Consider the following 23,152-nt stretch of genomic DNA (forward strand, 5'->3'; position numbering starts at 1 on the left):
GCTTATCATACATAATAGTAAATATAAAAATATATTTAAAAAGTTTATAGAAAAAGAAGTCTCAATAATTTAGTGTTTTTTGAAAAAATTAAAAAAATGTTATTAGAGTAGTTTATAAGTTGTACAAGCTATAAAAAATTATTTAAAAAGGGCTACTTTCTATAAGTTAATGAACTAAATATTAAAAACTAAAGTATTTAAACTATATAAATAGTGACAGTCATTAAATATTATTAAGGATTAAATTACTAGTTATTATAAAATAGTGACGGGCATTATGTAGTTATTAATTTAATATAGATTGACAGGCAATTAATGATTATTGGCATTTGACGATAAATATAAATGGAAGTAATATAAAGATATCAATTATTAAATTTTTATAGGAAAGGTTAAGGTGAAAAAATGTATACTTGTGCTATGTGTAGTGAGCATAATTGCAAATCAGGGCAATTAGAAAAAGTTCCGGTTAATTGTCCATGTAATAAGAAGGAAAAGCAAGAAAAGATAAAGGAATTATACTTGGAGGAAGAAAATTTTAAGTTAGCATATAACTCTGCTATAGTTGAAGCAGAAGGTTATTGTGAAAAAACAAGACTTGAAGAAATAATGGAATTTGCTAAAAAAATGCAATTTTAAAAAACTTGGAGTAGCATTTTGTGTAGGCTTTAGTAATGAAGCGAAAATATTAAGTAAGATATTACAACATAATGGATTTGAAGTAAATTCTGTAGTATGTAAAAATGGAAGCATACCTAAAGAGTTTTTAAAAATTAAAGATAATGAGAAAGTAAGACCAGGAAATTATGAACCTATTTGTAATCCTATAGGACAAGCTACTCTTTTAAATGATGCTAAAACAGAATTAAATATACTTTTAGGATTATGTGTTGGACATGACTCTTTATTTATAAAATATTCAAATGCACCAGTAACTGTTTTTGCAGTTAAGGATAGAGTTCTTGCTCATAATCCTATAGGAGCACTATATTTGTCAGAGAGTTATTATAAAGATAAGTTATATAAATAAAGAATATAAAGATAATGTAATTAGTAGTGACTACGTGTAATTTTTAATATAAAAAGTTATACCAAATATTGTATAACGACATATAATAATATGGCTAATATATTGAAAATTAAGATAAATGGGGGGAATAGAAGTTGATTGAGCTAATTATAGGTTTTCTTTGTATGGTACCTATTATAGGAATACTTATATATAACGTAGTATATCCTCGGGAAAGTATACTTTATGATAATAAATGGAGGTTTGAAAATATTAATCTAGAACCAAGCAAAGATGCAATTAAGCATCACAGATGTATGTCAATTTTAGTATTGGGGTTTACAATATTTATAATGATATTACTATTGTTTATAATTTAAATTGTTTTTTGTGTGTTTTATTTTAGAATGGAAGTTATTTTTATTAAACCTGTAAAAAATATATTATTATAAAAAAAGTTATTTTAAATTATAGATTTGAAATAACTTTTTTAGTCATACATTTTAATACAATCTTATTTTAAACTAATAAAATATAGAATTTCATATATTTGTAAAAAAGTTGTATAATGTAAGTTATAGTTTTAAATAAAGATAGTGTAATATTTTTTATTATAGAGAATTTAAGTAAATTTATTAAAATAATAAAAAAACAAAATATAAATTTACTTTTATTTAAGAATTATGGGAGGATAAAACATGTATGTTGGATGTAATTGGTCAAAGGCTTTACACCTTCTTCTTGAAGAAGATAGAATCAAAATAGATTATATTAAGGCTGGTGCATATGGAGATTTTAATAATCAGTTTTCAATAATTCGATCAATGAAGCCAATTTTATTACATGGTCTAGGATATTTTGAACATACTGGGATGAAAAATATAGAAGAAGTAAATTTTTATTTAGCAAACAAACTTATAAAAAAATGCAACTCACCACACTATGGGATTCACCTTTCAATTAAAAATTCAGATATGTGTGAGTATATGACAGATGAAAACATATTTAGCCATATGTGCAAACAGATTCAGATTTTTAAAAAGAATATATCAGTACCATTATTACTTGAAAACACGCCTGATTCACCAAAGGATCGTATAATGTTTGATCATTACCCATATGTTATGCCAGAACAAATTAATCGACTATTCATAGAAAATGATGTATCATTCTTACTTGACTTAACACATGCAAAGATTACCGCAAAATATCGTGGTTTGGATATTAAGGATTATATTCGTAAGTTACCACTCGAGCTTGTTAGAGAAATTCATGTGAATGGTTCTGGTTATGATAAGGATGGTTTTCCAGAAGATACTCACCAGTCTATGGAAGAAGAAGATTTTAAATTATTAGAATGGGTACTTAAATATTCAAATCCATATGTAGTTACATTAGAATATAATGGATTAGATACAGAGGATGATGATATTGTTATTTTAAATTTAGAAAATCAGTTAAATGAAATACAAAATATATGTAATAAGTAGATAGAAAATGTTGTAATATTAAAGTTTTAGTAGTATATGTTTGCTAGGTATATATTATCACTAGCTATTATTTTTTCAAAAGGTTTTAAAAAATAATATGTAACTATCTCATTTAATATATTCATAAAATGATAATAAAGTGTTAAGTTAAATCTAAAATATGAAATAAAAAATTAAATTAATAAATGTAAATATATTATAAAAAATCCTATATTAGTAGTTAAAAAAATTAAGTAAACGTTACAAAAAGTTAAATTTTTTTTGATTTTATGAAGCATATATTAATTCTTATTTTAAGCAATTCACAAAACTTAAAAAAGTGTTATAATTTATTATATTAAAAAATTCAATATAATTCATAAGATATTTAAAATAATTCATACATTAAATGGATTTTGTTAGCTTATTTAATATAAGTGATACAAAAAATTTATAGTCAAGAAGGGGAATGGCATGGGAAAAGGAATCGTTAGACAAGGTAGATATGAAGATTTAGATTCTGTTGTAGCATTACAACAGCTATGGGCGAAAGAGAATATAACCTATGGTTTTGTTCCAATTGAGAGGGATGAGTTAGAAGAAAAGCTTGGTAAATATTTTTGGGTTTATGAGTTTAAAAATGAGATTTTAGGTTTTGCTTATGGAACTATTCATAAAGGGAAAAATATTGCGGTGATTGATGATGATGAACCTTATATTGAAATAGAAGATATTTATATAGCAGCTAAAAATAGAGGAAAAGGAATAGGAAATGCTTTATTAGATAAGTTAATAGAAGTTGCTAAAGAAAATGGTGTTGAGAGATCTTTACTTTATTCATCTTCAAAAGATATGGATAATATTATTAAATTTTATAAAAAACAATATTTTAAGACATGGTATGTTACAATGTTTAGATAATTTATTTACAAGTGTTTCTAATAAATAAATTTTAGAGACAACCTATTTAACAAATGTATTTCAATAATAGTTTAAAAATTCAAAATTTTCACTAGAATAAAAATGAATGATTTATAAGTATATAAATTAGAGGATATATTGCTTATCTCTCTAATTTTTTTTATTAAAATAATTATTTGTTTAAAAAAATAAAAATTAAATGTTTATTAAAAATTAACAAATAAAATAAGTGTGTTAAGCTATTTTCCAATATAATTAAAATATAATATATTTTGGAAAGAGGGTATTTTATGTATAAACGTTTAATTGCTTTATTACTTAGTTTTTTATGCTTATTTAGTATGGGATGTTTAAAAACAACAGAAGCTATTACAAATGAAAATAAGAAATTTACTAATGAGCAATGGACTGAAGATATTGACTATTTAGTTAAGGAACTTTCAGAAAAGCATCCTAATCCTTTTTATAAGATAAATGAAAGGGAATGGATAAAAGAAGTTAAAAGATTAAAAAAAGATGTTCCTAAACTTACGGATGAAGATATTTACATGAGATTATATCAATTAACAGCATTATTAAAAGATGCCCATACTCATGTGTATTGGGACCAATTAGAAAGTAAAATTGATGATATGAAAATATATCCTATATCATTATATTGGTTTGGTAATGAACTTAGAGTTTTTAGTACATTTAAAGGCAATGAAGATATATTAGGTAAGAAATTAATTGCTGTAAATGGCATACCACTTAATAAAGTTCTTGAAAAAGTAAACACTTTAGTTTCTTATGAAAATAATCAATGGGCAAAAGCAACAAATTTTTTTGTAGTAACATACTATCCTGTATTGAAATTTTTAGATATTACAGATGAGGAACAATGTGAGTTTACTTTTGAAGATGATAATGGAAAGAATACAACTAAAAATCTTAATGTAGTACTGTATAAAGATTTATATGATAAGGAAAGTAGAATAACATTACTATCTGAAGAAGTCAGACAAAAGCTAATTAAGAATCAAAAGCCAGAAGGACAAGAAGATGCATATTGGTTTAAATTTGTAGAAAAGGACAAAATTTTTTATTTACAATATAATCAATGCTTAGATTCAAATTTTGATACTTTTTTAGAAAGCTTAATTAAAGAAATAAATTCTAATGAAGGAAACATGGATAAATTTGTTGTAGATTTAAGAAAGAATACTGGTGGTGATAGCAGATTTATGAGCAGGATAATAACTGCATTAAATAGAGATACAAAAATTAAAGATAAAAAAGTATTTGCTTTAATTGGAAAGGAGACTTTCTCATCAGGTTGTATGGCTGCCACTGATTTGAAATTTCAACTGAATGCAAAATTAGTTGGTGAAGAAACCGGTGGTAATGCAAAATGTTATGGAAACTTGGGGTGGTTTAATTTGCCTAATACAGATATAGAGGTGGATTATTCTACACAGTATTATGATTTAGGAGTAGAAAGTGATGGCGGAGTTCTTCCAGATATAGAAGTAATAGACAAATTTCATAACTATCTAAAAGGAGTAGATGAATGTTATGAAGCGATTAAGGACAAATAGTAAAATTTAAAAAATAGATAGTGGAAAGCGAAAAGTTTTTAAAAGTGAAATTAAAAATTTTAAACTATACATGGTCCACTATCTACTTATTATATATTTTTTCATTATAAAGATAAAATTTAAGAGTTTAATATTATATATTTACAAGGGAGTATTTGATATGGGAAAAATTTATTATACAGATAGATTAGTTTTAAAAGAATTAGATGAGTCAAATGGGGAATTAGTTTTAGATTATAATATAAGAAATAAAGAGTTCTTTCAAAGATATGAGCCTAAGAGACATGATATTTTTTATACTTTATCTTATCAAAAAAGTCAATTAAAAATGGACAGAAAGTTTAGTGAAAATAATTCTATGCTGAGATTGTGGCTTTTTAAAAAAGATAATTTGGATAAAATAATAGGCCAAATAACTTTTTATAATATAGTACCTTTTGCATTTTTATCTTGTCACATAGGATATAAGTGTGATAAAGATGAAATTAATAAAGGTTATATTACAGAAGCTATGCAAAAGGGGATTAAAATAATGTTTAAGGAGTATAATCTACATAGATTAGAAGGATATGTTCAAGAAAACAATAAAGAATCCTTAAAAGTTTTATATAAATTAGGATTTATGAGTGAAGGAATTGCACATAAGTTTTTAGAGGTTAATGGAATTTGGAAAGATCATCTCAGAATGGTTTTAATAAATCAATAGTTTTAAAGGTGTAAAGTAATATGATTATTAATTTACACCTTAGTTTATTTTATATTTAGTTTATGTGTATAGAAGTACCTTTTGGAATGTTATCCCATATCCATTTTGCATTCTCAAGTTTTAGTCTTATACATCCATTAGATAAAGCCATGCCTAATCTACCATCTCTTACTGTACCATTAAGATTATAAATTATAGAATGAAAAAGATAATCGTCTATTATTTGAGTATAATACCAGCATTTATATCCCTTTTCTACGCCAAAATATAAACCTTTAATACCTACTTTGAAATCTCCTTTAGGCGTTGGGGTAGAGGGTTTACCTATAGTGCATAAATAGCTTTTAATAAGTCTCCAATTTTTATTGGCCCCCTCAAATATATTTACTTTAAAATTTTTTGTATCTACCCATATAAAATATTTTGAACTACTAAAAAAGTTATTATTATTAAGAAAGTCTGTAGCTTTATCAATATAATTATCGTCGTTTCTAAAATAATTTAAGGCTATAGATTTATTTGTATTATATCTAATTTTAGTTTTATAAATTAGATAACGTATCAGTTTTTTCATAACATCACCTAAAAACTTATATATATTATTATATTAAGAACTTAAAAAATGTTGAATTTAGGAATAATCTTATAAAAACTATATTAAATATATTAATATAGTAATAAATAGGAGAAGGATATGGGAAAATCTAAAAAAAGACAAGTAGTTAATAAAGAAAATCTTATAGATATTAATAAGAAAAAATGTATAGGGTGTACTGCTTGTGCTATAAACTGCACAGATATAACTGGTATATCTGTATTAAAATCTACACAGGAGGGAAAAAGCACAGTTGTACCAAAGATGGGAACTTTTGAGGAAACAGGGTGTATTTATTGTGGACAATGTACTCTTATATGTCCAACCACTGCTATTACTGCAAGAAATGATATTGAAAAAGTTGAGAAAGAATTAGGTAATGGAAAATACATGGTAGCATTTGCCGCACCAGCTTTAAAGGCAACTTTAGGGGAAGAGTTTAATCTTCCAATAGGAAGTAATGTAGAAGGAAAAGTTCAAGCATCTGCAAGAAAATTGGGATTTGAAAAGGTTTTTGATACAGATTTTGGAGCAGATGTTACTGTAATAGAAGAGGGAACAGAACTTATAAAAAGATTATCTCGTAAAGAAAATTTACCTATGTTTACATCCTGTTGTTCTTCTTGGGTAAGATATGTAGAGATTTTCAGGCCGGAACTAATCAATAATTTATCTACATGTAAGTCACCTCAACAGATAATGGGAGCAAGCATAAAAACTTATTTTGCAAATAAATTTAAAATATTACCAGAGAATATATATGTGGTATCAATAAAACCTTGTACTTCAAAAAAATATGAAGCAGAAAGAGATGAGATGGGACGTGAAGGATACAAGGATATAGATACAGTACTTACTGTAAGAGAATATGGAGAACTTTTACGATCAAAGGGAATAGATATAACTGCACTTCCATCGGAACCATCAGATAGTATGCTAGGAGAATACACAGGTGCAGGAGTGATTTTTGGTTTATCATCTGGTGTTATGGAGGCTACCCTTAGAACCGTTGCATATTATTTAAATGATGATATTTCTAAAATAGAAAAAATACAATATTCAAAAATAGATGGAACAAAAAATTCTAAGGAAGCAGAAGTAATAATAGGTAGTCAACTTATGAAAGTGGCAGTAATAAGTGGATTAAGTGATGTTGAAGTATTTTTAAAAGATGATAAATGGAAAGAGTACACTTTTGTTGAGGTTATGTCTTGTCCAGGTGGTTGTATTAATGGTGGTGGTACTCCAAGAGTTATAAGGAAGTCTGAAATAATTGAGAAAAAATGTATAGCATGTGGTACATGTATAGATAATTGTCCTGTTGGAGCTATAAGTTTTAACAAAAATGGATATGCAGAGGTTTCACAAATGCAGTGTGTAGGATGTACACTATGTAGCAAACTTTGTAGAACTAGTGCGCCGAAAATTAATGTTTATGATAAAGGAACTCAAGAAAAATTAACAAAGAACTATATAGACTTGAGAAAAAATGTCTTAAGAAATATAGATGAAAAGTCTCAAAAGAAAGTATCGGTAGAAAATAAAGAAGTCAAAGAAATGTATGATAATTATATAGGTAATCCTGATGAAGAAAGAGCAAGACTTTTATTCCATACTCAATATAAAGATAGAAGTTCAGAATTGAAAATCAATAAAAGAACTTGTAGAGGTAAAAAGCGCAGAAGGTAGTATATGACCTCCTTTTATAAGAATCTAAAAAAATCTTATAAAAGGAGGTTTTATATTAGCAGGATAAAGTGTTAAAATATATGTTATATATGCGAAATTTATATAAGGATTGGAGATTAAACATGTTATTAAGAAAAGTACATTTAAGTGATTGTGAAACATTATTTACGTGGATTAACGATATGGAAGTTAGAAAAAATGCTAGATATACAGATGTAGTGTCTATTGAAGATTTTACCGATAGGTTTATTAAGGAATTAGAAAGTGAAAATGTATACAGTTTTATTGTGGAAAAAGATAGTGTAAGTATAGGTCAACTTAAGTTGTCAAAGGATGAGGATAGAGTTGTATTTAATTATAGTGTAGATAAAAATTATAGAGGACAAGGTCTTGGAACTGAGATTGTAAAACAAGGCGAAAAGTTTGCAAAAAGTAATATTAACAATATAAATAAATTTGTCGCATATGTAAGAGGTTCTAATAAAGGGTCTTGTAAAATATTTAAAAAGTTAAATTATACTATTGTTTTTAGTAATGATGATTATGTAATATATGAAAAAAAGATATAGTTTAAAATTTAGAATATTGTTTCATTATTTTATAAAAAATTAAAAATCAAATGTGTAAATGGTAATAATTATATATTTAAATATTTAAATTTAAATTTTAATAAAAATACTATAGATTTTTAAATGAATCTGATACTATAATATAGTAATAAAATATATAAATTTTACTTTATTTAATATGTTAAAGATGATTTCAGAAAATTAATTAAATTGTATTGAAATGTAAAGGTTTAGTTTCATTAATATCAAAAATTAGGCATCATTATAGAGTAAGTTGAATGCTAAGAGAGGGTGTGCAGAATAGTGGAATTTTTAACTGGAGCCGAAAAAATTAAAGAGTTAAGAAAAAAGTTGAAAATGACGCAACAGGACTTTGCTACAGAAAATTTTACTAGAGGATATTTAGGTCTTTTAGAAAATAGCAGAAGAAATATAACGAAAGAAGCAGCAAAAACTATAACAAATAGTTTTATAAAAAGGGCTAAAGAGTTAAATATAAATCTTGAAATTGATGAAGAATATTTTCTAAGAACACCAAAAGAAGAGGCTCAGTGGTATTGTGAGTCAGAGTTAAAAAAAGAAAATATTACTATAGAAGAATTAAAAGATATTCTAGAAATTGGAAGAGTATATGAATTAGAAAAAATAAAGTGCTTAAGTTATATGAGAATGGGAGAAATATATTTCAAAAATAATGAGTATGTAAATGCATATAAGTATTATTTTTTTGCATTAGATTTAAATAGAAATGATTTGTTAGCTGACAAAGAAATAACATTATATAATAGAATTGCAAAATGTAAATATTATGTATTAAATTATGATGAAGCAATTGTACTATTTATGAGAGAATATGAGTCTTGTAAAAAATTTAATAAAAGAAGTGATATGCAAAAGGCACTTTATAATTTAGCAGTTTGTTATAAACAATCTGGTGATATTGATAAAACAATTTTAACTCTTAATAAATTTACAGAGAACTATGAGTTTTATGATGATAAGGAAGAAGAATTGTATATATGTGCTAATAGTATAAAAGCAAATTGCTATAAGGATAAAGGACAGTGTAAAATAGCTATTGACATATATAATAATTTAATATCTAAAATGAATTTTAAAAATGATATTTTAGCTTATGTTTATAATAATATTGGAGATGCTTATTTAGGCGACAAAGATTTAGAAACAGCATTAGATTACTTTAATAAATCTCAGCAAATTAGAATAAAAGAGGACAAGCCTAATTTGTCTCATACTTTAGTTAATAAAGCTAAAGTATATTTAGAAAAAAGCTTTATGAAGAGTGTATAATGATTTTGGAACTTTCTTTAGAAAATGCAATGGAATATAAAGATTATGAATATATAGTTAAAACATATAACCTTTTTGAAAAGGCATATTTACAAACGAAAGATTATAGAAAATTAGAATTTAATTATAAAAAGATGATAGAGATATTAGATAAAACAAAGAATTACCTAGATATTATAAAGGTATATACAAAATTACAAGAACTATATTTGAATAATAATGAAATAGAAAAAGCAAATGATACTTTAAAGAAAATTCAAGGTGTATTATTGAAAGTAAAAGAAATAGAAAAAAGTCGCTAGCATTATAAAAATCGTTATATATATTAATAAAATAAATTTATCAAGCTAAGTGAAAACTTAGCTTTTTTTATGAACCTATGATTGTTGAAAATGTAAAAAAATAGGAGTAAAATATAGATAAGAATATTCTGAAAATAAAGAGCGGAGGGATAATTTGAAAAAATTTTGGGGTATTATTCCACGTAATATAATAAAAAATAAAAACGAGTTTTTATTATGGGCATTAGTATAGTTCTTGCTATATCATTAATAGTTTCATTGAGTATAGTAGGTGACTCTATTATAAAAAATAAAAGTGAAGAATATATAAATTTAGGTGGTGGAACTTACGATATTTTTACAGAAAGCAATGATTATAATCTTATGAATGAATTTGCAGAAGAAAGTTTTTTAAAAACATCAATAATAGAAACATCTGTTGGAATCTGTAAAGTACCAAATAGTAAATTCGAAATAGAAATAAATGGTTATAACAATATAATAGAAGATAAAATATTGAATTTTAAATTATTAACGGGGAGATATCCACAAAAAATAATGAGATAGCATTAGAAGAATGGATATTAGATGAACTTCCAGTTAAATATAATTTAGGAGATAAAATAGAATTAGAATATATAGCACAATATTTTAATAAGAATGAAAGTTATGATTTAAAACAACAAGATGAGTTTTTATTAGTTGGGATATTTAATTATAAAAATTATGAAAGTCCACTGAAAAATAGAGCCAAGGCTTATGTAACCTCACAATTTGCATTAAATAAAGAAATAAATGGAAAAGTTAATCATAGAATTTATGGTATTTTGAAAGAAAAGTATTCTTTAAATGAAGTATTTTTAATAATTAGTTATATTAATGATTATGGCTCTTTATCTATAGGTAAAAATGATGCAAAAATTGCTGGGGAAAATAATATAAACTTTTTAAATATGATATTATCACTTTTGTTTTTAATAATAGGAACAGTGTCAGGGATAGTTATCTATAATATTTCTAATATAATGGTTACGGAAAGAACAAAGGAATTTGGTATATTTAGAGCATTAGGAGCATCACCTAAAATGATAAAATCTCTTGTTATTTTAGAAGGGGTTTTAGTAGGTGTTATTTTTATTCCTATAGCTATGGTAGTAGGTTCGATTTTAACTAAAATTTTTATAAAATCTCAATATATAGATTTAGGCAATTTAGCTGAATTAGTATATATTCCTCCAAAAGGTATATATTTTTCTTTGATGATAGGATTTCTTACCTTAATAATAGGAAATTATTTTCCGGCAAAAAGGGCATCGAAGGTTTCTCCAATGCAGGCTATTTTTTCTAATAATAATTTGAATTTAAAAGGTCATATGCTTAAAGTTGGATTAGAAACAAAGGGTTCTATTAGAAAGAAAATGTCTTTTTCAACTAATATGGCATATTTAAATTTAGATAGAAATAAAAAAAGGTTTATTACTACTGTAATTTCATTAAATATAATAGTTATAATGTTTTTTGGAGTACATTACTTAATAAATTGTTTAGATCCTCTTAACAATTATAAAGAAAAATTTGGAGGAGACTTTATTATAAAGTCTACATCTAATATAAACGGTTATGAAATGAAAAATGATAAAATAGAAGAACTACAGAAAATTCAAGGTATAGAAAATATATATAAATGTAAAGAATTAGACTGCAGTATTGAAGTCCCAGAAAAAAGTATAACTAAAACAGGGTTTAAATATTTAAGGTCAATTGGTGAATTAAAAAAGGAGGAGTCTTCAACATCAGATATAAAAAGATACTTATTTTCAAGTAGAATTTTAGGATACGACAATGAGGAAATAGACAAACTAATTCCGTCTGTTCAAGAAGGGGATAAAACTCTAGACTCAGTGAAAAATAGACCTACAGTGGCTATAGTTCAAAACATTAATAATAAAGAATATACGGATATTAAAATTGGAGACACTTTAAATATGATTGTTCCCAAATATGATAAAAATGGTAGAGAAGACGGCATAAAAAATGTTCCTTTTACTGTAGTTGCAATTTTAAACAGCAATAGTCTAGGTATGTCTATTGGTGATGTACCTATAGTGCCAGTTGTTAGCAATTATAGTTGTGAAAATTACTTGAATTTAAATGGATATATTGGCTGTAAAATTAAATGTGAAGAAGGATTTAATTTTAATGATATAAAAAGTAAATTAAATGATTCTATAAGTGATAGTAAGGAATTAACATTAAAGTCATATGTAGAAGAATATAATAAAGCAAAAGAAAACAATAAAGATTTTGCTATAATGTTATATGGTTTTTTAACAGTAATAGGAATTATAAGCATTATCAATCTTGTTAATGTTATGAATATGAGTGTTATTTTAAGAAAAAAAGAAATAAGTATATTAAGAGCAATAGGTCTTAATAATAAAGATGTTACAATTATGATCATGTCAGAAGGTGTATTTTATGGGTTAGCATCAAGTATTTTAGGTTCTATTTTTGGAACTATATTAACAGTTATAATTTATTTTAGTGGAAGAGAAAGAATAAGTAGTCTTTTAACGTGGTCAATGCCCTTTAATACTATAGTAACCTCTATTATAATAGTAACATTAATATGTGTAAGTTCTGCTATAATTCCAATAAAAAGTTTATTTAGCAAAAGTATAGTTGAGTCAATAAAAGGTATAGAATAAGCAAGTGATTTTAAAGAAAATTGCGAAAAAAACATTTTAGTTAAAATTTGTTTACAACAGTTTTTTAAAATAGTATAATAACTTTCAATTAATAAATTATATATCCATATATTTTTGGTAATATGGACCAAAAGTTTCTACGAGAAGACCGTAAAATTTCTCACTATGGGTAAGTCAAGTTTAGAGCTATTTATGCTAGTATTGATTTACCGTCAATACTAGCATTTTTTTATAAAATATAAGAATATCCATATATTTTTGGTGATATGGACCAAAAGTTTCTACAAGAAAACCGTAAAATTTCTTTCTATGGGTAAGTCAAAGCTATAGTTTACTATAATAGTATTGATTTACCGTCAATACTATTTTTTATAACTTTTAAAAATAAATATGAAAGGAGCAAATGATGAAAGATTTATTAGAAAAACAATTTAAGTTAAAAGAGAATAACACTAATGTGAAAACAGAAATTATAGGCGGATTTACTACATTTATTACTTTTGCATATGCATTATTAGTTATTCCTAACATACTGAAGATAGGAGGTATGAATGCTCAAAATCTTACTGGAGACGCAGCAGCAGCGCTATCAATGGCAAATGATCCAGTAATAGCATCAGCTTTTGCATCTGTGTGTATATCATCAGCTTTAGGGACACTTATAATGGCCTTTCATGCTAACCTACCTTTTGTATTAGCTCCAGGATTAGGACTTGTTGCATTTTTTTCTTATAATATTTGCTTAAACCTTGGTTTTACATGGCAGCAAGGGTTAGGTGCAGTCTTTATATCAGGAGTATTATTTATAATAATAACACTTACTTCTATTAGAGAGAAAATTGTACAGGCTATTCCTCAAAATCTTAAATTTGCAATTACAGCAGGAATAGGATTATTTGTATCGTTAATAGGATTGAAAAGTGGTGGACTTGTAATTGCAAATCCATCTACATTAGTGTCTTTTGGAGATTTTACTGACAAAACAGTTGTGCTTACAATTATTGGTCTTATAATTACAGCAATACTTGTTGCAAGAAACACTAAAGGTGCAATGCTTATAGGAATTATAATAACTACAATAATAGGAATACCTATGGGGATTACTAGTCTTCAAGGTGCAAAAGTATTTTCAATGCCAAATGTAGGGTCAACTTTCTTTGCAATAGATTTAAAAGGGCTTTTATTTAGCAATGGAAATGGAATTTTAGGAGCTATTTTAACAGTATTCATGGTTGTTATTACATTAAGTTTAGTTGACTTATTTGATGGAATTGGAACTTTAGTTGGAACAGCTCAAAGTTCTGGTATGATAGATGAAAATGGAGAAGCTAAGAATTTAAGAAAAGCGCTTACATCTGATGCAATAGCTACAACTTGTGGAGCACTTTTAGGAACTACGACACTTGCAACAGTAGTTGAATCAGCGGCAGGAATAGCAGCTGGAGCTAGAACAGGACTTTGTAATGTTATAGTTAGTGGATTACTTTTAATATCATTATTTTTTAGCGGTCTTATAGGAATAGTTCCACAAAGTGCTACAGCACCAGCACTTATAATTGTTGGAATACTTATGATGAGAGCTGTAACAGAAATTAATTTTTCGGATTTTACAGAAGGATTACCTGCATTTTTTACAATAGCTATGATGCCATTTACTTATTCAATAGCTAATGGAATTGCAGTAGGAATAATATTTTATCCAATAATGAAAATTGTAACTGGAAGAAAAAAAGAAGTACATAATATGCTATATATTTTTGCTATATTATTTATATTAAGATTTATACTTATGCCAGATTAATTAGCTAAAAAAGATTTAAAAAATCTCTTGAATTCTAAATTATATAGAGTTTAAGAGATTTTATTTACTATAAATCGATATATTGATTTAAAAATTTCATATATTTGTAGCGAAGATGAAGAGATACTACGTTTGTATCATTTAAAAAAATTTTAATAGGAGTTTTTTTAAGAAAACCTACTGGAGATTCATAATTTACATTGTGTATATCTTTAAAATTAAATTTAATATTTTTTATAAATGCTTCGTTTTTATTTATTAAAATTAATCCATTACATAAACAGCGGTCTAAAGTTAAAATCATCATAAAAAAATATACTTGTTTTAATTTTATTGAAGAATCTATAATACCAAATAAATATAAAAATAGCATTATGAAAAAGAACAAATAATTTTCCGATGAAGGAAAGAAGAAAACTTTAGTATTTTTATCTTTTGTTTTCATATTTATAAATAAAGTAAAGTATTTTTTTATATTATAAAAAATAAAAATAGTGTATATATACCTGCTAAATAAATGATAAGTGGAAATTGTTTACTTATTAATCCTATTACCAAAATAGTAAAAATACTAATTAAAATTAACATAAAAGTCCTCCTTAAAAGATAATTTTTAAATTAAATAAAAATTATTTGATTTTATGATTTAAAAGTTGCAAAAAATAATGTAATATAAAGAATATAAATCAAATTTTTAATATTAAAAAAATAAGTGGAATAAAGTTTTTGTGATATAATAAAAATTACATTTAAATTTATTTGTATAATAAATCAAGAATAATTGGATTTTTTGTAATAATTCAATTTTAACTTTATGTATTTGTAATTATTATACATTCATATAGTATATCATATAAGCAACAGATATGTTGCATAACTGGTTAATATTCTCCACTCATAAGTTTAAAATTTTAAATGCATCTAGTTTAAATTTAATAAAATTATATAAATATTAAGACTACAAATTATTCTTATAAAGTTTTGTAGTCGGCTAATTATATAAAAAAATAATATATGACTTATAAAGGTAGAGGTGATAATATGGACAGATTAGATATTAATATAATAAACAAGAAAAATACTTCCCTTCATTTTGAATTTGTAAAAAATGGAGAGAAAGAAGAAGCAGCATTAACTTCTATAGAGGGACTTGCACATTTTGGACTTGGCAGAAAAGAAAGTGATACAATAGCTGTTGATGGGGCGGGAGATAATACATTTCCAGTTATAACTAAGCAAGAAGGGCCATTAAAAGGTTATAGTTATGGGATGGTAGTTGGTATATACTTTTATAAAGACAATGAAAATAGAAATAAAGATGCAAATTTTACTTATAAAGATATTTTATTTACAGATATGTTAGATTTAGATGAAATAAAAATATATTATAATATAACAAATTATAATTTAAATGTTGTTATATTTAGAGAGGAACAATGCTTATATAGTTCAATATAGATATAAGATTTAAATGGCTTGTATTTATAATAAGGTGGTTTTAAAATGATATGTAATATTAAAGATTTGAATTTAAATTATGAAATTATTGGCGATGGTATACCAATTCTTATGTTGCACGGTTTTTTTGCAGATAGTAATCTTATGAGTGGATGTATGGAACCTATTTTAATAGATAATAAAAACTATAAAAGAATTTATTTAGATTTACCAGGCATGGGAGAATCAATAGGTGGAGAATGGATTAAAAATTCTGATGAAATTTTAGAAATTGTACTAGAATTTATAGAAAAAATTATTCCAAATGAAGAAATCTTATTAGTAGGAGAATCCTATGGTGGGTATATATCATTGGGATTATTACATAAAATAGCTTCAAAAGTTAAAGGATTGCTTTTAATATGTCCATGTGTTATTGCTCCAATGGAAAAACGCAATTTACCAGAACATGTGATATTAGAGTGTGATAAAAGTTTGACTAGCAAGCTAAGTGCAAGAGATTTACATAAATTTAATGAGAGGGTTGTAGTACAAACCAGTAAAACATGGGAAAGATTTAAAAATGAAGTGTTATATGGTATTAAAATTTGTAATAGAGAATTATTAAAAAATATAAAAGAAAATGGATATGAATTTTCTTTTGATGCTATAAATTTAAAAGAAAAATTTACAAAGCCAACTACTATGCTTCTAGGTCGCCAAGATTCTATAGTTGGATATAAAGATGCTTTTGAAATGTTAGATAATTTTCCAAGAGCAACCTTTGCTGTTATAGATAAAGCGGGACATAATCTTCAATTTGAACAGGAAGAAATATTTAATACAATGGTTAAAGATTGGTTAGCAAAATTTTAAATAGTTAATACATATAGAGAAATAAGGTCCAATTTAAATTTATTCAATAATCTTAAAATATTTTTATCCGGACCTCTATAGTAAAAGCGGTATCTTATTTATGATACCGCTTTTTATAACAAAAAAATCTATGTAAAAAGGTTTTGAGAATATATTTTTAATGTAGCTATAATTATTAAAGATTATTTTTCAAAAAACTTTTTGTTAAATTTTATATAGCTTATTATATTAAATTTAATAATATTAAAGTATGGTATAATACTTTTAGTAATATATAGGGAAACAAGCTCACATTTAAATTTATCAAATTAAAAATTGGCTTGTAATGCTATAGGAAGATAAATTCAGAAATGGAGTGGTATAGTAATGGAAAAGATTTATTATGAAGATCAATATGTTAGAAGTTTTACAGCGGAAGTTGTTGAGATAAAAGAAATAGATGAAAGGTTTCATGTAGTTTTGGATAAGACTGCTTTTTTCCCTGGGGGAGGCGGTCAATTTTGTGATAATGGAACAATAGAAAAAATTAATGTTATAGATGTTTATGAAAAAGATGGTACAGTATATCATGTTCTTGAAAAAAAACCTTATAAAAAAACATAAAGTAAAGTGTGAGATAGATTGGGAAAGAAGACAAGATGGTATGCATCAACACTTAGCACAGCATGTTCTTTCAGGATGTTTTTTTACATTATTTAATGCTAACACTGTTAGTTTTCATTTAGGCAGTGAATTTAGTACTGTAGATATAAAAGGTATTTTAGAGGAAGAAAAGATAAGAGAAGGAGAGAAATTAGCTAATGATGTTATAGGAAAAAATTTAATAGTAGAATCTTTTGTACCTTTAAAAAAGGAACTAAAAAAATTAAATTAAGAAGAGATCTTCCAAAAACTGAGGAAGAAATTAGGGTTTTAAAAGTTGGAGATTTAGATATAAATGCTTGTTGTGGTGTACATCCAAATAATACTATGGAAATTAGAATGATAAAAATAATAAAATATGAAAAAAATAAAGGAAATACCCGTATAGAATTTTTAGCAGGTAAAAGAGCGGTGGATGATTCTTTAAAAAAAGATAGATTTTCATCTGAAATATGTAGATATTTAAGTAGTAGCGAAGAAGAATCCATAAATAGTATAAAAAATTTAAATGAAGAAATAAAAGGTCTAGTAGATGAAAATAAGAAAATAAGAGATATAATAGCTCGATATGAAATAAAAGAAATGATAGATAAAGCTATAAAGATAGGAGATATTTCTGTTGTTAAAAAGATATATGAAAATGAAAATGCTAAGTATGTAAATAAAATAGCATCAAAATTAGTAGAACAGGAAAATATAGTATCACTTTTAGCTATTAAAAACAAAGACAGGGTAAATTTAATATTTGCATGTTCAAAAAACTTGAAAAATGTGAATATGAATGAACTATTAAAAGATAGTATAACTCTTATAGATGGTAAAGGTGGCGGAAGTCAATTTTTAGCTCAAGGTGGCGGAAAAAACAATATGAATTTACAATCTTCACTTGATTATGCTTTAGGAAAGATAAAAAATAATATATAGATATTAAAACATGCTCGGAGATTTTTTATATTTAATAATTTACTTTAATTTAAAACTTTAAAAATGTTATATAAATTAAAATTCGAGCTTGTTTTGTTATAAACATTTCAAAATGACTTAGGTTAACAGTGACATTTTAATTATATAGAGGTGATGACAACTTGAAGTGTAAAATTAAAAATATAGATATAAATTATGAAATCATAGGTGAGGGAATACCAGTTTTAATGATTCATGGATATTATGCAGACCTTAGACTTATGAAAGGTTGTATGGAGCCTATATTTGAAAAGAAAAGTGGGTATAAAAGGATTTATTTTGATCTTCCAGGTATGGGAAGTAGTGGCTTTTTAAATTTTGTAGACAGTTCTGATGCTATGTTAGATGTTGTAATAGGATTTATAAAAAATATAATAAAAGATGAAAAATTTTTACTTGTAGGGGAATCCTATGGTGGGTATATTTCACTTGGACTTGTACATAAATTAAGAAAGAATATAGATGGTATGTTATTAATATGTCCATGTATCGAACCAATATTAGAAAAAAGAAAAGTTCCTACACATATAGTATTAAAGAGAAATTTTAAGTTGCTTGCAAAATTAAGTCCAAGTGAATTTAAAAATATAGAATGCAATATGGTTGTTCAAGATGAACATATGTGGTCAAGATATAAGAATGAAGTATTATCAGGGGTAGAACTATATAATAGAGAAGCTTTACAATCAATTAAAGAAAAAAGTTATCAATACTCATTTTCAATAAAGGATATGGATGAGAAATTTGAAAAACCAACAATGTTTTTACTTGGAAGGCAAGATTCCGTTGTTGGGTACAAAGATAGTTTTAGTATTTTAGATAACTTTACAAGGGCTACATTTACCATATTAGATGGAGCAGGACACAATTTACAAATAGAACAGGAAAAGTTATTTAATACTTTGAGCAATCAATGGTTAAATACAATAGAAAATGAAAAACTGTAAGCTATAAATTTATATGTGATTTGCTAAATAAAATAGAAAATAAATAATAAAATCCATAAAAACTGCTAATACTATAAAAAAGCATTTGTAAAAGAAAATAGTAATTGCTTTTTTATATTTAAGGTAAAAAACTATTAGAAGGAGCAGATTTTTATGGATTTACTTATATTTATGGTTTTTAATTTTGTAATTTATTCTTTTTTAGGATGGATAGTAGAAAATATGTATTCTTTAATTACTATTAAAAGTTTAAAAAAAGATGGTTTCTTAAATGGACCATTTAAGCCAATGTATGGATTCGCTGCGGCTATATTAGTGTTTTTGAATGAATATATGGAATTCAATTTATTAGTTATGGTAATGTTAGCATTTGTTATTCCTACTGCAGTAGAATATTTAACTGGATATATGCTAAAAGAATGGTTTAATAAAAGCTATTGGGATTATTCCAAATTAAAGTATAATTTAGATGGAATAATAAGTTTCAAATTTTCACTTTACTGGATTGTACTTAGTTTTTTTACAATGTACTGCATACAACCTTTACTAGAAATAATATTTGAAAAAGTTTTATATTTTGGTCAGTATTTATACCAATAATAATAACTTGTATAACAATAGATTTTTTATTTACTTTAAAATCAATAGAAAAGAGAGAAGTTTTGAAATAATTGTATAAAACCTATAAATTGAAATAATATTTTGAAACCATATAGAAAAGAACTATTTTTAATATTTATATAAAATAGTTCTTTTTGTATAAAAGTATAGTAAGTTTGATTTAATAAGCTTTTTTAAATTATACAAATTTTAATATAAATACCATTTAAATGTTTACAATGTGATAATTTACAATATATAATATGTATTATATGTAAGGTAACTAATAAAATGTAAATAATTTTAAATTACATTTTATATAAAATTGTAGAAAATGATTTAATTTTTAAAAATTTAAAATCTTTAAAGGATATTATAATAACATATGGAAGTATAATAACATTTATTATTATAATATTAAATTAGTATATATAGGGAAAACATTTTAAAAGTTAACTTGGAATTGTATAAATGCTATATTAAAATGTATATTTTAAAAGGGAAAAATATCTCTATGTAAAATTTTAAATTATGCAAAACTAAACTTATAATTTGCCATTAATCTTGTTTTGCTATGATAATAGTTTTGGAACTTGTGATAAATGGAGAAAAATATGGTTGGGGGATGAGTTAATATGAAGTTAGTTTATAATACCTTAGATGAGGGTATTTTAATTATTGATAAATATGAGAAGATAAATTTTATAAATAAATCTTTATTAAAAAAGTTAGGGTATAATGAAAATGAGTTAGAAGGTTTAAAATTACAAGAAATTATATGTAAAGACGAAAAAAGTATATTAGATATAATTAAAAATGGAGAAAATATAACTGATCTAGATATAGAATTATATTGTAAAAGTAAAAGTGTATTGTTTTTTAGAAGTAAAATTATTTTAGATAAATGGAACGGTGAAGATTGTAAGGTTTTAGTTTTAAAAGAAAAAGTAAAAGACCATACATGATGGAAGATTTGGAGTATTTATTAGATACTATACCCTATGGAGCTTGGATGAAAAATGTAGATGGAGTATATATATATGCCAATGATGCTTATGCAAGTAGATTTGGTAGAACTAGATATGAAATTCTAGGAGAATTTGATGAAGATTTTTGGGGTGAAGAATTAAGCATAGGGTTTAGACGTGACGATAATGAAGTTGTAAAAAGTAAGACGCCTAAATTGTTAGAAGAAAAAGTTAAACATAATGGATATGATCAATGGTTAGAAACTTACAAGGCACCAATTTTTGATGAAGAAGGTAATGTTAAATGTACTATAGGAATAACAAGGGACATAACAATAAGCAAAAAAATGCAAGAAGAACTTGTAAGAAATAAAACTAATATTGATTCACTACATAATATGATTGATAAAATTAAGAATTATACAGCGCCATATGAGCTTTTAAAAAATATAGGAGAGGAACTTCTAAATTATTTAAGTGCAGATGGAATAAGTATATTTATATATGATGAGGAAAATACAACTCTTTTTAAAGCAATACAATTTGGAATGGCAGAAAAAATTTTTAAAAGTTGTGAAAAAGTAAAAATAAGTAAAGAGTTAGAAGAAAAATTAGTTAAAGTAAAAGAAAATAATGGTGATTATCTAGAAGATAGATATGAAAAAGTGTTTAAAAATTGTAATATACAGCTTGAAAATGTAAATTATAAAGAATGTTATCCAATTGCTTTTAATAAAGAGCTTATAGGAATTTTGACAATGTCATATAAAGAAGACAATGAACCTAAACTGAAACAGGATGATTTCATTAATTCAACTTGTGATGAACTTGGTGTAATTATAAAAAATTATATGTTGTCCGAAGCGTTGAAAAAGGAATTTGATAAAAGGCTAAAAACAGAAAGAGAATTAGAACTTTTCTTAGAAACAGCAGTAGACATTGTGTGCATTGTTGGAGCCGATGGATATTTTAAAAGTGTAACATTTCAGTGCGTAAAAACACTTGGATGGAGCCAGGAAGAGTTATTATCAATGGACTTTAGAACGCTTATTCACCCTGAGGATGTTGATGGAATTGTTAAAGTAAGTGGATTATCCCAATTAATGGGTGATGTAAAAAGGTTTATAAATAGATATAAGTGTAAAAATGGTGGTTATAGATGGTTACAAGTAAGTAGTAATGTTATACCAGAAAGAAATGTTGCTATTGCTACAGCTATAGACATAACAGAAGAAAGAGAATTAGAAGAAGAAAAGAAAACATTAGAAAAAACTGTGGCACTTGAAAGTCTTAAAAATGAACTTTTTGCAAATATATCACATGAATTTAAAACACCACTTAATATAATTTTAACCACAACTCAATTATTATTAGAAAGTAAAAAAAATAGTTGTGAGAGTTTTAATGATTTAGATTTAAATAGGTATATGAAGTCTATAAGACAAAATTCATATAGATTGCTAAGGCTTGTAAATAATTTTATAGATATAACTAAAATAGATGCAGGTTATTATAAATTACATCTTGGAAATTACAACATAGTATCTGTCATAGAAGATATAACTCTATCTGTAGCGGAATATGTTGAAAATAAAGGTATAGAACTTATTTTTGATACAAATGTAGAGGAGCAAATAATTGCTTGTGATCCTGAAAAAATTGAAAGAATAATGCTTAATCTATTATCCAATGCAATAAAATATACTGATGAAAATGGAAGAATTCAAGTTAATTTTACAGCTAAAGAAGATAAAATATTAGTTTCAGTAAAAGATAATGGTGTAGGAATTTCAAAAGAAAATCTTAATATAATTTTTGAAAGGTTTAAGCAAGATGACAATGCATTTAAAAAAAGGTGTGAAGGCAGTGGAATAGGACTTTCTTTAGTAAAATCCTTAGTAAATATGCATGGTGGAGATATATTTGCGTTTAGTGAAATTAATAAAGGAGCTGAATTTATATTTGATATTCCAATAAGGTTAATAGAAGGAGAATTTGTAGAGAAAGAAGATAATAATTTATTAAATTCTAAAATAGAAAAATGTAATATCGAATTTTCAGATATATATTCATAAAAGAAACA

General features: G+C 25.1%; 20 protein-coding genes, 2 pseudogenes and 2 riboswitches. Of the genes and pseudogenes, 20 read left to right on the forward strand and 2 right to left on the reverse strand.

Annotation, left to right across the window (positions count from 1 at the left end; all coding sequences use genetic code 11):
• Positions 1–405: 405 nt before the first annotated feature.
• The 6 genes and pseudogenes from CSGHG_RS21000 to CSGHG_RS14805 all read left to right on the forward strand — a co-directional run bounded on the left by CSGHG_RS21000 (position 406) and on the right by CSGHG_RS14805 (position 5,682).
• Positions 406–1,030: pseudogene (locus CSGHG_RS21000) on the forward strand (DUF1847 domain-containing protein).
• A gap of 134 nt (positions 1,031–1,164) precedes the next feature.
• The gene (locus CSGHG_RS14785; RefSeq protein ID WP_010296866.1) at positions 1,165–1,389 is read left to right on the forward strand and encodes a hypothetical protein; all 225 of its coding nucleotides are present in this window, start codon (positions 1,165–1,167) and stop codon (positions 1,387–1,389) included.
• A 318-nt stretch (positions 1,390–1,707) separates the two neighbouring features.
• Complete coding sequence (locus tag CSGHG_RS14790; protein ID WP_010296868.1) at positions 1,708–2,499, forward strand: multinuclear nonheme iron-dependent oxidase; 792 nt, start codon at positions 1,708–1,710, stop codon at positions 2,497–2,499.
• Between the two features lie 453 nt (positions 2,500–2,952).
• Positions 2,953–3,399, forward strand: a complete 447-nt coding sequence (locus tag CSGHG_RS14795; protein ID WP_010296870.1) for a GNAT family N-acetyltransferase — start codon at positions 2,953–2,955, stop codon at positions 3,397–3,399.
• Between the two features lie 290 nt (positions 3,400–3,689).
• Complete coding sequence (locus tag CSGHG_RS14800) at positions 3,690–4,976, forward strand: S41 family peptidase (RefSeq protein WP_010296871.1); 1,287 nt, start codon at positions 3,690–3,692, stop codon at positions 4,974–4,976.
• A gap of 160 nt (positions 4,977–5,136) precedes the next feature.
• Positions 5,137–5,682 carry a GNAT family N-acetyltransferase gene (locus CSGHG_RS14805; protein WP_010296873.1) on the forward strand — a complete coding sequence of 182 codons (546 nt, stop codon included), beginning with the start codon at positions 5,137–5,139 and terminating at the stop codon, positions 5,680–5,682.
• A gap of 55 nt (positions 5,683–5,737) precedes the next feature.
• On the opposite strand, the gene CSGHG_RS14810 is transcribed toward CSGHG_RS14805, so the two are convergent.
• The gene (locus CSGHG_RS14810; protein WP_010296875.1) at positions 5,738–6,256 is read right to left on the reverse strand and encodes a L,D-transpeptidase; all 519 of its coding nucleotides are present in this window, start codon (positions 6,254–6,256) and stop codon (positions 5,738–5,740) included.
• Between the two features lie 120 nt (positions 6,257–6,376).
• Between CSGHG_RS14810 and CSGHG_RS14815 the strand changes: the two genes are divergently transcribed.
• From CSGHG_RS14815 to CSGHG_RS14845, 7 genes are all read left to right on the forward strand, one after another.
• A complete protein-coding gene (locus CSGHG_RS14815) occupies positions 6,377–7,966 on the forward strand; it encodes a [FeFe] hydrogenase, group A (RefSeq protein ID WP_010296878.1) in 1,590 nt (529 codons plus the stop codon).
• A 122-nt stretch (positions 7,967–8,088) separates the two neighbouring features.
• Entirely contained in the window at positions 8,089–8,535 is a 447-nt protein-coding gene (locus CSGHG_RS14820) for a GNAT family N-acetyltransferase (protein ID WP_162130920.1), read from the forward strand.
• Positions 8,536–8,838: 303 nt separating this feature from the next.
• Positions 8,839–9,846 carry a helix-turn-helix domain-containing protein gene (locus tag CSGHG_RS14825; RefSeq protein WP_010296882.1) on the forward strand — a complete coding sequence of 336 codons (1,008 nt, stop codon included), beginning with the start codon at positions 8,839–8,841 and terminating at the stop codon, positions 9,844–9,846.
• A complete protein-coding gene (locus CSGHG_RS14830; RefSeq protein WP_010296884.1) occupies positions 9,846–10,148 on the forward strand; it encodes a hypothetical protein in 303 nt (100 codons plus the stop codon). The genes CSGHG_RS14825 and CSGHG_RS14830 overlap by 1 nt, the downstream gene beginning before the upstream one ends.
• A 216-nt stretch (positions 10,149–10,364) precedes the next feature.
• Positions 10,365–10,694, forward strand: a complete 330-nt coding sequence (locus CSGHG_RS14835; RefSeq protein WP_010296886.1) for a hypothetical protein — start codon at positions 10,365–10,367, stop codon at positions 10,692–10,694.
• Positions 10,695–10,954: 260 nt separating this feature from the next.
• Positions 10,955–12,835, forward strand: a complete 1,881-nt coding sequence (locus CSGHG_RS14840) for an ABC transporter permease (protein ID WP_010296887.1) — start codon at positions 10,955–10,957, stop codon at positions 12,833–12,835.
• Between the two features lie 84 nt (positions 12,836–12,919).
• A riboswitch (purine riboswitch) is annotated at positions 12,920–13,021 on the forward strand.
• A 42-nt stretch (positions 13,022–13,063) separates the two neighbouring features.
• A riboswitch (purine riboswitch) is annotated at positions 13,064–13,165 on the forward strand.
• 76 nt (positions 13,166–13,241) lie between these two features.
• A complete protein-coding gene (locus CSGHG_RS14845; protein WP_010296889.1) occupies positions 13,242–14,636 on the forward strand; it encodes an NCS2 family permease in 1,395 nt (464 codons plus the stop codon).
• A 67-nt stretch (positions 14,637–14,703) separates the two neighbouring features.
• Here the strand turns inward: CSGHG_RS14845 and CSGHG_RS23945 are convergent, their stop codons facing one another.
• The gene (locus CSGHG_RS23945; protein ID WP_187117226.1) at positions 14,704–14,943 is read right to left on the reverse strand and encodes a hypothetical protein; all 240 of its coding nucleotides are present in this window, start codon (positions 14,941–14,943) and stop codon (positions 14,704–14,706) included.
• A 734-nt stretch (positions 14,944–15,677) separates the two neighbouring features.
• Here CSGHG_RS23945 and CSGHG_RS14860 point away from each other — a divergent pair.
• The 7 genes and pseudogenes from CSGHG_RS14860 (at position 15,678) to CSGHG_RS14890 (ending at position 23,144) form a co-directional block, all read left to right on the forward strand.
• Positions 15,678–16,094, forward strand: coding sequence for a hypothetical protein (locus tag CSGHG_RS14860; protein ID WP_010296893.1), 417 nt, complete (start codon positions 15,678–15,680; stop codon positions 16,092–16,094).
• A gap of 45 nt (positions 16,095–16,139) precedes the next feature.
• Complete coding sequence (locus CSGHG_RS14865; RefSeq protein ID WP_010296895.1) at positions 16,140–16,949, forward strand: alpha/beta fold hydrolase; 810 nt, start codon at positions 16,140–16,142, stop codon at positions 16,947–16,949.
• Between the two features lie 366 nt (positions 16,950–17,315).
• Positions 17,316–18,515 (forward strand): annotated as a pseudogene (locus CSGHG_RS21005) (alanyl-tRNA editing protein).
• Between the two features lie 161 nt (positions 18,516–18,676).
• Complete coding sequence (locus tag CSGHG_RS14875; protein WP_010296899.1) at positions 18,677–19,501, forward strand: alpha/beta fold hydrolase; 825 nt, start codon at positions 18,677–18,679, stop codon at positions 19,499–19,501.
• Positions 19,502–19,654: 153 nt separating this feature from the next.
• Positions 19,655–20,101 carry a putative ABC transporter permease gene (locus tag CSGHG_RS21010; protein ID WP_010296901.1) on the forward strand — a complete coding sequence of 149 codons (447 nt, stop codon included), beginning with the start codon at positions 19,655–19,657 and terminating at the stop codon, positions 20,099–20,101.
• A 635-nt stretch (positions 20,102–20,736) separates the two neighbouring features.
• Positions 20,737–21,066 carry a PAS domain-containing protein gene (locus CSGHG_RS14885; protein ID WP_010296903.1) on the forward strand — a complete coding sequence of 110 codons (330 nt, stop codon included), beginning with the start codon at positions 20,737–20,739 and terminating at the stop codon, positions 21,064–21,066.
• Complete coding sequence (locus CSGHG_RS14890) at positions 21,063–23,144, forward strand: sensor histidine kinase (protein WP_026022388.1); 2,082 nt, start codon at positions 21,063–21,065, stop codon at positions 23,142–23,144. Before CSGHG_RS14885 ends, CSGHG_RS14890 begins: the two co-directional genes overlap by 4 nt.
• Positions 23,145–23,152: the final 8 nt, after the last annotated feature.

The organism is Clostridium senegalense JC122 (assembly GCF_000285575.1).
In the GTDB taxonomy this organism is placed as follows: Bacteria; Bacillota; Clostridia; order Clostridiales; family Clostridiaceae; genus Clostridium_J; species Clostridium_J senegalense.